Source organism: Mycolicibacterium duvalii (genome assembly GCF_010726645.1).
Classification (GTDB): domain Bacteria; phylum Actinomycetota; class Actinomycetes; order Mycobacteriales; family Mycobacteriaceae; genus Mycobacterium; species Mycobacterium duvalii.
Map to the genome: position 1 here is coordinate 5,115,652 of NZ_AP022563.1, position 13,205 is coordinate 5,128,856.

11 protein-coding genes and 1 pseudogene are annotated in these 13,205 nt (G+C 67.3%); 7 read left to right on the forward strand and 5 right to left on the reverse strand.

The annotated features are described in order from the left end of the window. Positions 1–94: 94 nt before the first annotated feature. Positions 95–1,497 (forward strand): annotated as a pseudogene (locus G6N31_RS27250) (IS110 family RNA-guided transposase). An 8-nt stretch (positions 1,498–1,505) separates the two neighbouring features. Here G6N31_RS27250 and G6N31_RS24280 read toward each other — a convergent pair. From G6N31_RS24280 to fadD3, 5 genes are read right to left on the reverse strand one after another with little or no spacing between them, the layout of a single operon-like run. After that, positions 1,506–2,666 carry a pyridoxal phosphate-dependent aminotransferase gene (locus tag G6N31_RS24280; RefSeq protein ID WP_098003265.1) on the reverse strand — a complete coding sequence of 387 codons (1,161 nt, stop codon included), beginning with the start codon at positions 2,664–2,666 and terminating at the stop codon, positions 1,506–1,508. A 9-nt stretch (positions 2,667–2,675) separates the two neighbouring features. Beyond that, a complete protein-coding gene (gene ipdE2, locus G6N31_RS24285; RefSeq protein ID WP_098003264.1) occupies positions 2,676–3,617 on the reverse strand; it encodes an acyl-CoA dehydrogenase IpdE2 in 942 nt (313 codons plus the stop codon). Then, positions 3,617–4,579: an acyl-CoA dehydrogenase family protein gene (locus tag G6N31_RS24290; protein ID WP_098003263.1), complete on the reverse strand. Its 963-nt coding sequence runs from the start codon at positions 4,577–4,579 to the stop codon at positions 3,617–3,619. Before G6N31_RS24290 ends, ipdE2 begins: the two co-directional genes overlap by 1 nt. Positions 4,580–4,585: 6 nt before the next feature. Next, the gene (locus G6N31_RS24295) at positions 4,586–5,710 is read right to left on the reverse strand and encodes an acyl-CoA dehydrogenase family protein (RefSeq protein WP_098003262.1); all 1,125 of its coding nucleotides are present in this window, start codon (positions 5,708–5,710) and stop codon (positions 4,586–4,588) included. Position 5,711: 1 nt separating this feature from the next. Beyond that, on the reverse strand, positions 5,712–7,241 hold the full coding sequence (fadD3, locus tag G6N31_RS24300; RefSeq protein ID WP_098003261.1) for a 3-((3aS,4S,7aS)-7a-methyl-1,5-dioxo-octahydro-1H-inden-4-yl)propanoate--CoA ligase FadD3: 1,530 nt from the start codon (positions 7,239–7,241) through the stop codon (positions 5,712–5,714). 57 nt (positions 7,242–7,298) lie between these two features. On the opposite strand from fadD3, the gene ipdE1 reads away from it, so the two are divergent. The 6 genes from ipdE1 (at position 7,299) to ectB (ending at position 13,170) form a co-directional block, all read left to right on the forward strand. Beyond that, positions 7,299–8,453, forward strand: coding sequence for an acyl-CoA dehydrogenase IpdE1 (gene ipdE1, locus G6N31_RS24305; RefSeq protein ID WP_098003260.1), 1,155 nt, complete (start codon positions 7,299–7,301; stop codon positions 8,451–8,453). Continuing rightward, positions 8,450–9,241 carry a (5R,7aS)-5-hydroxy-7a-methyl-1-oxo-2,3,5,6,7,7a-hexahydro-1H-indene-carboxyl-CoA reductase gene (gene ipdF / locus G6N31_RS24310; RefSeq protein ID WP_098003259.1) on the forward strand — a complete coding sequence of 264 codons (792 nt, stop codon included), beginning with the start codon at positions 8,450–8,452 and terminating at the stop codon, positions 9,239–9,241. The genes ipdE1 and ipdF overlap by 4 nt, the downstream gene beginning before the upstream one ends. Beyond that, complete coding sequence (gene kstR2 / locus G6N31_RS24315) at positions 9,238–9,879, forward strand: TetR family transcriptional regulator KstR2 (protein ID WP_098003258.1); 642 nt, start codon at positions 9,238–9,240, stop codon at positions 9,877–9,879. Before ipdF ends, kstR2 begins: the two co-directional genes overlap by 4 nt. Beyond that, positions 9,872–11,020, forward strand: a complete 1,149-nt coding sequence (gene fadA6, locus G6N31_RS24320) for a steroid 3-ketoacyl-CoA thiolase FadA6 (protein WP_098003257.1) — start codon at positions 9,872–9,874, stop codon at positions 11,018–11,020. Before kstR2 ends, fadA6 begins: the two co-directional genes overlap by 8 nt. 279 nt (positions 11,021–11,299) lie before the next feature. Beyond that, positions 11,300–11,863 (forward strand): diaminobutyrate acetyltransferase, encoded by a 564-nt coding sequence (ectA, locus tag G6N31_RS24325; RefSeq protein ID WP_098003284.1) that lies wholly within the window; start codon positions 11,300–11,302, stop codon positions 11,861–11,863. Positions 11,864–11,880: 17 nt separating this feature from the next. Next, positions 11,881–13,170 carry a diaminobutyrate--2-oxoglutarate transaminase gene (gene ectB / locus G6N31_RS24330; protein WP_098003256.1) on the forward strand — a complete coding sequence of 430 codons (1,290 nt, stop codon included), beginning with the start codon at positions 11,881–11,883 and terminating at the stop codon, positions 13,168–13,170. The last annotated feature ends 35 nt before the right edge of the window (positions 13,171–13,205 follow it).

A 13,205-nucleotide genomic window follows, 5' to 3' on the forward strand; every position in this document is an offset into this window, starting at 1 on the left:
GTGTGGACTCCTGCTTAGAGAATGTCTGGGCCACAGCCGCGATGGTCAGCCACCTGGGTGAATAGGGATTGATGGCTGACAGGAGCACACAACGATGGCATGGACATTAGGAATCGACGTAGCGGTGCGCGCGGCGCATCAAGCGACGCTGGCCCGCGACGGGACCACGGTATGGCGGGGCCGGAAATTCTCGACCCGGCCGGCGGACTTGGAGCGGTTGTGGGCCGATCTGTTCCTGGCCGACGCCACGGACGTGACCGTGGTGGTCGAGCCGACCCGTAACGCATGGATCGTGCTGGCCGAGTGGTTCCGCCGCCGCGGCGCCCGGTGGTGATGGTGCCTACCACCCAATCGGCGGATCTGCGCAAGTACTACTCCAAGCACACCAAGAACGATCGCATCGACTCCGAGCTGCTGGCCCGGCTGCCGCTACTTCATCCCGAAGGGTTGCGCGAGTATTCCGGCCAGGGACCGGCAGACCCGTTGCGGCGCTTGGTCCGACAGCGCTCCACCATGATCAAACGCCGGGTGGCGGTGTATTCACGGCTCGATGCGCTCGTCGAGCTCCTCGGGCCAGCGTGGTATGCGGTGCTCGGCTCGAACTACGGCAACGCGGCGTTGGAGTTCCTCGCCCGCTACGCCGACCCGAATACGGTGATCCGACTCGGCCAGGGACGTCTGAGCCGGTTTCTGATCGCCCGGTCCCGCGGCGCGTGGCGCGAGGACCACGCCGCCGGACTCATCGTCGCAGCCAAGGAAACCCTCATGCTGTGGGGACCCGACGGGATGAACTTCGCCGAACTGGGCGACGACATCGCCCACGAGGCCGAACAGGCGCTGTTTTTGACCCGGCAGATCAAGCAGATCGATGAACGGGTCGCGAACCTCTACGCCGACGCCGACCCCAAGGCAATCGTGGCTTCTGCTCCCGGTGTCGGACCGGTCATCAGCGCCGTGATCGCTGGGCGGATCGGTGATCCTCACCGGTTCACCTCACTGGCCGCGATCCGCGCCTACACCGGACTGGTCCCCAAGGTCAGCCAGTCCGGGCTGAGCAAGGTCGAATCCTCGATCACCAAGGCCGGCGACCCCCTGCTGCGCGAAATGCTATACACCGCCGCTGATCAAGCCCGCAAGATCGACCCGCAGATCGCCGCGAAATACCAGCGACTGATGACCGGCGACCGCCACCACGACTCGGCGATCTGCCACCTGGCCACCCTGCTGGTCACCCGGATCGCTACCTGCATGCGCAACGGCCAGCCCTACGTCCTGCGCGATGTCGACGGCACCCCGATCACCGACGCTCAGGGCCGCAAGATCGTCAAAGAGCGCTACCAGATCCAACCCCGGCGCCGCGACAACATCCGTCACCAACGCATGCGCGACCGCCGCAAACAGGCGGCGGGCCAGGAGTCACAGGAGTCGCCAAGCGCTCCAACATCCAGGCCCGCCAAACACGAGCCTACGAGCCAACACGCCGTTGACATCCGTTAGGAACTCAACTACCGTGCGCCGACCCAGGCGCCGATGCGGCGCACCGCCTCGTCGATGTCGGACGCGGGTCCCGCGAAGGACAGTCTCACGAACGCCCCGCCGCGCACCGTGTCGAAGTCGACCCCCGGTGCGATCGCGACCCCGGTGTCGTTGAGCAGGTTGGAGCAGAACGCCATCGAGTCGGTGGTCAGATGCGAGACATCGGCATAGACGTAGAACGCGCCATCGGGCGGAGCCAGCCGGTCGATGCCGATCGCCCGCAGCCCGTCGAGAAGCATCGCCCGGTTCGCCGCGTAGTCATCGAGCAAGGCCTCCGCCTCGGCGATCGATGCGGGGGTGAACGCCGACACCGCCGCCAGCTGTGGCAACACCGGCGGGCAGATGGTGAAGTTACCGGTCAGGCGGTCGACCGCACGCTTGAGCTCGTCGGGCACCAGCAGCCAGCCCAGCCGCCACCCGGTCATCGCGAAGTACTTCGAAAAGCTGTTCACCACAACGGCTTCACGCGACGTCTCCCAGGCGCAGCTGGTCGCCGGGGCGCCCGGATAAACCAGGCCGTGGTAGACCTCGTCGCTGATCAACCGCACGCCCTCGACGTCACACCACGACGCGATCGCCGCGAGTTCCGCGGGCGGGATGACGGTTCCGGTGGGGTTCGCCGGACTGGCGACCACCACCCCGGCCACCGGCGGGTCGAGCTGCTGCAGCATCTGCAGCGTCGGCTGAAAGCGGGTCTCCGGACCGCAGGGCACCTCGACCACGTCACAGCCCAACGCCGAGAGGATGTTGCGGTAACACGGGTAACCGGGGCTGGCGATCGCGACCCGGTCGCCGACGTCGAAACACGCCAGGAACGTCAACAGGAAGCCGCCCGACGATCCCGTCGTCACGACGACGTCATCCGGGCGCACGGTCAGGCCGTGACGCGCCGAGTACGACTCCGCGATGGCCGTGCGGAGTTCGGGGATGCCGAGGGCTACCGAGTACCCGAGCTGATTACGCTGCAGTGCCGCCACGGCGGCATCGCGTACCGCTGACGGCGCCCCGGCGCTGGGCTGCCCGGCGGAGAGGTTGACCAGATCGCCATGGGTGCGCTGGCGTTCGGCCGCGGCCAGCCACACGTCCATCACATAGAACGGTGGGATGCCGGCGCGCAGTGAGACTGTCACAGGCTCAGGCTAGAACACCTCGGCTTCGAGCCGCCGCAGCTGCTCCCGCGGCGGTCCGAGCAGCTGGGCGCTGCCGTGCGCGCGCTTGAAATACAGCTGAATGTCACTTTCCCAGGTGATGGCGATGCCGCCGTGCATCTGCACCGCCTCGGCGGCAACCTTGGACAGAGCCTCACTGGCCGCCAGCCGCGCCAGCGCGGCAGAGGTGGGCGACGGTTCTGCCACGGCCTCGTCGACGACGGCCTTGGCCGACTGCACGGCGACGTACAGGTCCGCCATCCGGTGCTTGAGCGCCTGGAAGCTGCCGATCGGGCGGCCGAACTGCACACGGTCCTTGGTGTACTGGACGGTGAGCTCGAGGCAGCGGGTGGCCGCACCGATCTGCTCGGCCGCCAACAGGATCGCCGCGGTATCCGCCAGCCCGGGATCGGTTCCCAGCGGCGAGGTTTCGGTGGCCTCGAGCGCCGCAAGGGGGCGGGTGATGTCCATCGCGGCCACCGGTGTGACGGTGAACGTCGTCCACCGGGTCACGCGCTGGCCATCGGCGGCGATCACCACATCGGCCACGTTGCCGTTGACGACGTAACCGGGGTCGAAGACGACCGTTCCGATCATCGTTCCCTCGGCCAAGCACTCCAGGGTCTCGGTGTCCGGCTCGTCGACCGACAACAGCGCCAACTCCGCGAGGGTCGTGCCCAGCAGCGGCGTCGGCACCAGCGCCTTGCCGAGTTCCTCGAGAACGACTGCGGCATCCGCGAGTTCGCCGCCCGCACCGCCGAGTTTCTCGGGAACGACCAGTGCCGCGGCGCCGACCTGTTCACAGAGCATCTTCCACAGCGTCTCGTCGTAGCCCCGCTCCGACGCGGCCGCCTTGCGCACGGCCTCCGGCGAGGCATGCTTGTCGACGAGCGCGGCGACGGTGTCGCGCAACAGGTCCCGTTCTTCGCTCACTACAGTGCCTCCAACACTCGCCGGCGGTGCCACGTCGGGTCGCCCCAGGCGGGACGCAGCGCCTGCACCCGCAACAACAACAGCGAAAGGTCGTGTTCCTGGGTGAACCCGATGGCCCCGTGGGTCTGCAGCGACGAACGCGCGGCCAGCAACGCCGCGTCGGCGGCGGCGACCTTGGCCGCACTGACGTCGCGGCCGGTGTCCGGGGAACCGTCCGCCAGCGACAGCGCCGCGCCGTAAACCAGCGGCCGGGCCAGCTCCACGGCGATCAGCACGTCGGCCAGCTTGTGCTTGATCGCCTGATACGTGCCGATCACGGTCCCGAACTGGCTTCGCTGCTTGGCGTACTCCACCGACGCGTCCAGCATCGCCTGGGCCGCACCGACCAGCAGAGCCGAGGTGGCCAGTGCGCCGAACTCGAAGGCGCGTTCGACGTCGGCGGGCCTGGCGTCGCCGGAGGCCGTGTCCTTCAAGACCTCGAACAGCTTTCGCGCCGGGTCAACGGATTCGTGCTGTGTGCCCTTCTCGGCGTCGGCGACGGTGCCCTCGGTGGCCAGCAGGATCAGACCTGCGGTGTCGGCGTCGACTGCCCGCGGCGTCAGGGGCGGCATGGCGACCGTGGCGATCAGCTCACCGGCGGCCAATGCCGCGCTGCGGTCGTCGTCGCGGAGCAGAACCGGCGCCACCGCGATCGACTCGGCCACCGGGCCCGGCACGTTCCAGCGACCCAGCCGTTCCATCGCCACCACCAGGTCCACCGGGTGGGCGTCGATACCGTCGAACTTCTCCGGCACCAGCAGCGCGGTCACGCCCAGATCGGTGAGCTGAGCCCACACCTTGCGGCCGGGCGCGGTGTCGCCGTCACCCCAGGCGCGAACCGCGGCGGGCACGTCGGCCGCACCCAGCGCGGCGTCGATACTCGCCGCGAAATCGCGTTGCTGTTCGTCGATCTCGAAGTTCACGTCCGTCTACTTTCGGGGCAGGCCCAGCAGGCGCTCGGCGATGATGTTGCGCTGAATCTCATTGGTGCCGGCGTAGATCGGCCCGCCGAGGGCAAACAGCAGACCGTCGGTCACCGAGTCGGTGAGTTCACCGTCGGCGCCGCGCAGATCCAGCGCGGTCTGATGTAGGGCGACGTCGAGTTCGGACCAGAAGACCTTCGTGATCGACGATTCCGCGCCCAGCTCGCCGCCGTTACCGACCCGGGTGACGGTGCCGAACGTGTGCAGCCGGTAGGCCTGCGCCTTGATCCACGCGTCGGCCACGCGGTCGGTGAACGCCGGGTCGGGGTTGTCCTTCCACTGCGCGACCAGTCGTTCGGCCGGCGCGAGGAACCGTGCGGGGCTGCGCAGCGACATGCCGCGCTCGTTGCTCGAGGTGCTCATCGCCGCACGCCAGCCATCGTGCACGCTGCCGATGACGTCGTCGTCGGGGACGAACACGTCGTCGAGGAAGATCTCACCGAATCCGGTGTCGCCGCCCAGCTGGGCGATGGGGCGAACCGTGACCCCATCGGCCTTCAGGTCGAACATGACGTAGGTCAGACCTTTGTGCCGCTGAGCCTCCGGGTCGGACCGGAACAACCCGAACGCCCGCTCTCCGAACACCGCGCGCGAGCTCCAGATCTTCTGCCCGTTGAGCAGCCAGCCGCCGTCGGTCCGCGTCGCCGTCGAGCGCAGCGAGGCCAGGTCGCTGCCCGACTCCGGCTCCGACCAGGCCTGGGCCCAGATCTCTTCGCCGCTGGCCATCTTCGGCAGAATGCGGTCGCGCTGTTCCTCGGTGCCGTGCGCGAACAGCGTCGGCGCCAGCATCGAGGTGCCGTTGGCGCTGGCGCGGCCCGGCGCACCGGCGCGGAAGTACTCCTCCTCGTAGACGATCCACTGCAGCAGCGATGCGTCCCGGCCGCCGTAGCGCTCGGGCCAGGTGATCACCGACAGTCCGGCGTCGAACAGCACCTTGTCCCAGCGGCGGTGCTGCTCGAAGCCCTCGGCGGTGTCATACGACCGGGTCGGGAAGAAATCCCTGTTCTTGCCGAGGAATTCGCGCACCTCCATCTGGAATTCGCGGGTGGCGTCGTCGAAGGTCAGGTCCACATCAGGCCCTCTCGGTGTGTCGGCGGAGCTCGGGCTTGACCACCTTGCCGCCGGGATTGCGCGGAAGCGCGTCGAGGAATTCGACGCTCCGCGGGGTCTTGAAGTTCGCGAGATGCTCACGCGTGTAGGCGATGACGGTCTGCTCGTCGAGCGTGGCGCCGGGCAGCGTGACGACGAACGCCTTGCCGACTTCGCCGAGGCGGTCGTCGGGCACGCCGATCACGGCGGCTTCTGCGACGCCGGGCAGTCGCGCGAGGACCTGCTCGATCTCGGCGGGGTAGACGTTGAAGCCGCCGCAGATGTACATGTCCTTGAGCCGGTCGGTGATCTTCACATTCCCGGCGGGATCGAGTTCGCCCACATCGCCGGTGTGCAACCAGCCGTCGGCGTCGATCGCGGCGGCGGTCGCCTCGGGATCGTCGAGATAGCCGAGCATCACGTTGGGGCCGCGGAGCAACACTTCGCCTTGATCACCGATTCGCAGCTCGAAGTCCGCGATCGGACGGCCGGAGGTGGTTGCGACCGTCACAGCGTCGTCGTCGGCGCGACACATCGTCCCGAAGCCCGCCGCCTCCGTGAGGCCGTAGGCGGTCAGCACGATGTCGATGTCGAGCTCACTCTGCATCCGTTCGATCAGCACGACCGGGATGGTTGCCGCACCGGTGACCGCGAACCGCAGCGAGCTCAAATCGAACTCGCCGCGTCGGGGATGGTCGAGCAGGGTCTGGTAGATGGTCGGGGGACCGGGCAGCACGGTGATTCGGTGGTCCTGCACCGCTTGCATGGTCCGTTCCGGATCGAATGTCAGCGCGGGGAACAGCGTCGCCCCGGTCTGCAGGCAGGCCAGGATGCCGGCCTTGTAGCCGAAGTTGTGGAAGAACGGGTTGATGCACAGATAGCGGTCCGCGCTGGAGACCTGCCCGCACGCCGCCCATGCCGCCGACGCGTCGAGTGACTGACGCTGTGCGCAGCGCACCCCCTTGCTGCGTCCGGTGGTGCCGGAGGTGAACAGGATGTCGGAGACATCTTCGTCGGTGACGGCGGCGACGCGCTCGTCGACTGCCGCCAGATCCGCGCCGCGCGCGATGAACTCGTCCCACGTCCCGTCGGCCCTTTCGATCGGGACCCGGACGACGTGGCGCAGTGCCGGTACATCGGCACGGTCGATGCTCGCGGCCTTGTCGGTACCCAGGAACTCGCCCGAGGCGAACAGCAGCGGCGCCCCGGTGCGCGCCAGGATGTCGGTGGCCTCGCCGGCGGTGTACCGCGTGTTGAGCGGGACCAGAACTGCGCCCGCATGGTGGACGGCCAGACATGCGACCACCCAGTGCCAGGTGTTCGGCGCCCAGATCGCGACGCAGTCGCCCGGCTGGACTCCGAGGTCGATCAACGCGGCCGCGGCCCGGCGAACCTCGGCGCGCAGTTCGGCGTACGTCAGCATCCGGTCGGCAGTGACGACGGCGGCGTGTTCGGGGAGCTCGCGCGCGACGCGGTCGAGGACCGCGGGGGTGGTCCGCGCGGCGGTTGTCATCGGTGCTCCTCAGGGATCGGCTACCCAAGCAAGTGCTTGGTAGGCTACCCTACAGGGGTGATAGAGGTCCAGGAGTTCAGGGCTGAGGTCCGCGACTGGCTCGCGGAGAATCTGGTCGGCGACTTCGCGGCGTTGAAGGGTCTGGGAGGGCCGGGACGCGAACACGAGGCCTTCGAAGAGCGGCTCGCGTGGAACCGGCATCTCGCCGCCGCCGGGCTGACCTGTCTGGGGTGGCCCGAGGAGCACGGCGGCCGCGGCTTGACGGTGGCCCACCGCGTCGCCTTCTACGAGGAGTACGCCAAGGCCAACGCCCCCGACAAGGTCAACCACCTCGGCGAGGAGCTGCTCGGCCCCACGTTGATCGCCTACGGCACGCCGGAACAGCAGAAGCGATTCCTGCCCAAGATCCTCGACGTCACCGAGCTGTGGTCGCAGGGCTACTCCGAGCCGGGCGCGGGCAGCGACCTCGCCAACGTGTCCACCACCGCCGTGCTCGACGAAGCGGGTCAACAGTGGCTTATTAATGGCCAGAAGGTTTGGACGTCGCTCGCGCACTGGGCGCAGTGGTGCTTCGTGGTGGCCCGCACCGAGAAGGGCTCCAAGCGCCACGCCGGCCTGTCCTATCTGCTGGTTCCACTCGACCAGCCCGGCGTCGAGGTCCGGCCGATCATCCAGCTGACCGGTGACTCGGAATTCAACGAGGTCTTCTTCGACGACGCCCGCACCGATGCCGACCTCGTGGTCGGGGAGCCGGGGGACGGGTGGCGGGTGGCCATGGGCACGCTGACCTTCGAGCGTGGCGTCTCCACGCTCGGGCAGCAGATCCGCTACGCACGTGAGCATTCCAACCTCGTGGAGCTGGCCAAGCGCACTGGGGCCGCCGACGACCCGCTGATCCGCGAGCGGTTGACGCGCTCGTGGGCCGGGCTCAAGACGATGCGATCGTATGCGCTGGCGACGATGGACGTGGAGCAGCCGGGGATGGACAACGTGTCGAAGTTGTTGTGGGCCAACTGGCATCGGGAGCTGGGTGAGATCGCGATGGACGTCGAAGGCATGGCCGGGCTGACCCTGCCCGACGGGGAGTTCAGCGAATGGCAGAGGTTGTACCTGTTCTCCCGCTCCGACACCATCTACGGCGGATCCAACGAGATCCAGCGCAACATCATCGCCGAGCGGGTGCTCGGCCTACCCCGGGAGGCTCGGCCATGACAGATCTTTCCGTCGCACCCGCCGAGATCGAGGGCCACGGTCTGCTCAAGGGCAAGGTCGTGCTCGTGACCGCTGCAGCCGGCACCGGCATCGGCTCCACGACCGCCCGCCGTGTGCTGCTCGAAGGCGCCGATGTGGTGGTCTCGGACTACCACGAGCGCCGGCTGGGAGAGACCCGCGACGAGCTCGCCGCGCTCGGACTGGGCAAGGTCGACTCCGTGGTCTGCGATGTGACCTCCACCGAAGCCGTAGATGCGCTGATCACCTCGACGGTCGAAAAGGCCGGACGCATCGATGTTCTGGTCAACAACGCCGGCCTGGGCGGGCAGACGCCGGTCATCGACATGACCGATGACGAGTGGGACCGCGTGCTCAACGTGACGCTGACATCGGTGATGCGGGCGACACGGGCCGCGCTGCGCTATTTCCGCGACGCGCCCCACGGCGGTGTGATCGTGAACAATGCCAGTGTGCTGGGCTGGCGCGCGCAACACTCCCAGTCGCACTACGCCGCGGCCAAGGCCGGCGTGATGGCCCTGACCCGGTGCAGCGCCATCGAAGCCGTCGAACACGGGGTGCGGATCAACGCCGTATCGCCGAGCATCGCCCGCCACAAGTTCCTGGAGAAGACCAGCAGCTCCGAGCTGTTGGACCGGCTGGCCGAGGGTGAGGCGTTCGGCCGCGCGGCCGAGCCGTGGGAGGTCGCGGCCACCATCGCGTTTCTGGCCAGCGACTACTCCAGTTACCTGACCGGCGAGGTGATCTCGGTGTCGAGCCAGCACCCATGAGTGCCGAGCGCCCAGCCCAGGCGGCCCCCGCCGCCGGCAATACCCGCCGCGACGAACTATTGCAGCTGGCCGCGACGATGTTCGCCGAGCGTGGATTGCGCGCCACCACCGTGCGCGACATCGCCGACTCGGCCGGAATCCTGTCGGGCAGTCTGTACCACCACTTCTCGTCGAAAGAGGAGATGGTCGACGAGGTGCTGCGCGGGTTCCTCGACTGGCTCTTCGAGCGGTACCAACAGATCATCGACACCGAGTCCAACCCGCTCGAGCGCCTCAAGGGGCTGTTCATGGCGTCGTTCGAGGCGATCGAGACCCGCCACGCCGAAGTGGTGATCTATCAGGACGAGGCGAAGCGGCTGTCGTTGCAGGACCGCTTCGGCTACGTCGAGGAGCGCAACAAAGAACAGCGCAAGATGTGGATCGACGTCCTCACCCAGGGCATCGAGGAGGGCCATTTCCGTCCCGACGTCGACGTCGACCTGGTCTACCGGTTCATCCGTGACACCACCTGGGTCTCGGTGCGCTGGTACCAGCCCGGTGGGCCGCTGACCGCCCAGCAGGTGGGTCAGCAGTATCTTTCGATCGTTCTCGGCGGTATCACCGCCGGGCCAACAACCAAGGAGAGCAGCAATGGCTGAGGCGTATGTGATCGACGCAGTTCGTACCGCGATCGGCAAGCGCAACGGATCGCTGGCCGGTGTGCATCCCGTCGACCTCGGCGCGGCGGGCTGGCGTGGCCTGTTCGCGCGCAACGACGTCGATCCGGCCGCTGTCGATGACGTCATCGCCGGCTGCGTGGACGCAATCGGTCCGCAGGCCGGCAACATCGCGCGGCTGTCCTGGTTGGCCGCCGGCTACCCCGAAGAGGTACCCGGCGTGACCGTGGACCGGCAGTGCGGATCCAGCCAGCAGGCCATTTCCTTCGGCGCTCAGGCGATCCTGTCCGGTACCGCCGACCTGATCGTCGCCGGCGGTATGCAGAACATGAGCCAGATTCCGATCAGCTCGGCGATGACGGTCGCCGAGCAGTTCGGATTCACCTCTCCGACAAACGAATCGAAGAGCTGGTTGCATCGCTACGGCGACCAGGAGATCTCCCAGTTCCGCGGCGCCGAGTTGATCGCCGAGAAGTGGGACATCTCCCGCGAGGACATGGAGCAGTTCGCGCTCACCAGCCACCAGCGCGCCCAGGCAGCGATCCGCGCCGGCCACTTCGAGAACGAGATCATTGATGTCGACGGCTTCGCCGTAGACGAAGGCCCGCGCGACACGTCGCTGGAGAAGATGGCAGGCCTCAAGACGCTCGTCGAGGGCGGTCGCCTGACCGCAGCGATGGCCAGCCAGATCTCCGATGGTGCCAGCGCGGTGCTGCTGGCCTCCGAGCAGGCGGTGAAGACACATAATCTGAAGCCGCGCGCCCGCATTCACCACATCAGTGCCCGCGGCGCCGACCCGGTGTTCATGCTCACCGGGCCGATCCCGGCCACCCGTTATGCGCTGGACAAGACCGGTCTGTCGATCGACAACATCGACACCGTCGAGATCAACGAGGCGTTCGCGCCGGTGGTGCAAGCCTGGCTCAAGGAGACCAACGCCGACCCCGAGAAGGTCAACCCGAACGGCGGTGCGATCGCCCTTGGGCACCCGTTGGGCGCGACTGGCGCGAAGCTCTTCGCGACCATGTTGAACACCCTCGAACGGACCGGCGGCCGCTACGGACTGCAGACGATGTGCGAAGGCGGCGGCACTGCGAACGTCACCATCATCGAACGGCTTTGACCTCTCATTTTGTGAGCAATATCACCGGGCGGTCTCGCCAGGGTCACGGAACGGTAACAACCTGGCGGGTTGCCGAATGGGCTGCGCCGTTGCAGAGTTCGCAGTTAGGCGCGCTGTTGCGCCGTTGATCACCCCTGTCCCACCGCGCGGACGCGCCTTGCGTTTTCAGGCTTTGCCCGAATACGGTCATAACACCGATGACGTAACTGATGACGCATGTGAATTTTGTTCGGTGGTGATCTTGAAGTGGACGATGCTGATTCGCGCGGTGCCGACGTGATGCCGCGCCCGTGGACGGTGGCCACGAAAAGCGCTGTCCAACGGACCAATTCGTGGGCGCGTTTCCTGCGCCGACCGCAGCAGGACGATGCGCTCGCGATGCGGCGCCTGGTCATCGAGACCGATGTGCTCGACGTCAACTCGACGTACACGTATCTGTTGATGGCCACAGACTTTGCCGACACGACGATCGTCGCCGACCGCGACGGTGATCTGTGCGGCTTGATCACCGGCTACCACCCCCCGAGCCGACCCGAGGTGCTGTTCGTCTGGCAGGTCGCGGTCGCCCGGGCGGCGCAGGGCACCGGACTTGCCAGCGTCATGCTTGACGGGCTGGTGGAGCGGGTACGACTCGACCGGCACGGCCACCCGGTGACTGTGGAGGCCACGGTCGCTCCGGACAACGCAGCGTCGCGAGCCTTCTTCGCCGCCTTCGCCCGGCGGCAGGGCGTTCCTCTCGTCGAGGAGCCCAGGTTCACCGCAGCGGACCTGGACGTCGATCAGAACCACCCGGACGAGCCGCTGCTACGCATCGGTCCGATCACGACATCCATGGTCGACTGACACCATTGAAGGGAAACATGTCAACGCCAGCAACGATCACCCGTTCCAACGAACCCGACCTCCCGGCGGTGTACAGCTCCGTCGAGTCCGAGGTCCGCAGCTACTGCCGCGGTTGGCCGACCACAATGGCCTCCGCCCGGGGTTCCTGGGTGACCGACGCCTCCGGTCGCCGCTACCTGGACTTCTTCGCCGGGGCCGGTGCGCTGAACTACGGGCACAACAACCCGATACTCAAGCAGCCGCTGATCGATTACCTCGCCAATGACGGCATCGTGCACTCGCTGGACATGGCCACCGAGGCCAAAACGCACCTCCTCGAGACCTTCGAGCGGCTGATTCTGCGGCCCCGAGGACTGGACTACAAGGTGCAGTTCCCCGGGCCCACCGGCGCCAACTCGGTCGAGGCGGCCTTGAAGCTGGCTCGCAAGGTCACCGGTCGCGAGTCGATCATCAGCTTCACCAACGCCTTTCACGGTATGACGCTGGGTGCGCTCTCGGTGACGGGTAACTCGATGAAGCGCGCCGGAGCGGGCATCCCGCTCGTGCACGCCACCCCGATGCCCTACGACAACTACTTCGGTGGGGTCACCGAGGACTTCCACTGGTTCGAGCGGGTGCTCGACGACTCCGGCAGCGGGCTCAACCGTCCGGCCGCGGTCATCGTCGAGACCGTGCAGGGCGAGGGCGGCCTCAACGTGGCACGGATGGAATGGCTCCGCGGACTGGCCGAGCTGTGTCAGCGCCGAGAGATCCTGCTCATCATCGATGACGTCCAAATGGGCTGCGGACGAACGGGTCCGTTCTTCAGCTTCGAAGAGGCCGGGATCGTCCCCGACATCGTGACGCTGTCGAAGTCGATCAGCGGCTACGGCCTGCCGATGGCGCTGACGCTGTTCCGGCGTGATCTCGACGTGTGGGCGCCCGGGGAGCACAACGGAACGTTCCGTGGCCACAACCCGGCATTCGTCACCGCGGCGAAGGCCCTCGAGACGTACTGGGAGACCGAGACGTTCGTCGAGGACACGCTCGCGAAGGGGCGGCAGATCCGGGACCGGCTCGACCAGATCGCCGCGAAGCACGAAGGTGTGAGTGCGCGCGGCAGGGGGATGGCACAGGGACTGAAGTTCGAGGATGCGGCGCTGGCGTCGGCCGCGTGCTACGCCGCCTTCGAGCGCGGCGTGCTGATGGAGACGAGCGGTCCCTCCGACGAGGTCATCAAGCTGCTGCCGCCGCTGACCACCTCCGAGGAGGACCTCGACGCGGGCATCGACATCTTGGCCGAGGCGGTCGCCGCTACTGTCGAGTAACAGCGCAGACCAACGTACGGAAAGGAGGTGCCGAC

Excerpts from the sequence above, each read along its gene's own strand:
- ectB (WP_098003256.1), top strand. The coding sequence starts at position 11,881 with ATGTCAACGCCAGCAACGATCACCCGTTCCAACGAACCCGACCTCCCG.
- ectA (WP_098003284.1), top strand. The coding sequence starts at position 11,300 with ATGCCGCGCCCGTGGACGGTGGCCACGAAAAGCGCTGTCCAACGGACC.
- kstR2 (WP_098003258.1), top strand. The coding sequence starts at position 9,238 with ATGAGTGCCGAGCGCCCAGCCCAGGCGGCCCCCGCCGCCGGCAATACC.
- ipdF (WP_098003259.1), top strand. The coding sequence starts at position 8,450 with ATGACAGATCTTTCCGTCGCACCCGCCGAGATCGAGGGCCACGGTCTG.
- fadA6 (WP_098003257.1), top strand. The coding sequence starts at position 9,872 with ATGGCTGAGGCGTATGTGATCGACGCAGTTCGTACCGCGATCGGCAAG.
- fadD3 (WP_098003261.1), bottom strand. The coding sequence starts at position 7,241 with ATGACAACCGCCGCGCGGACCACCCCCGCGGTCCTCGACCGCGTCGCG.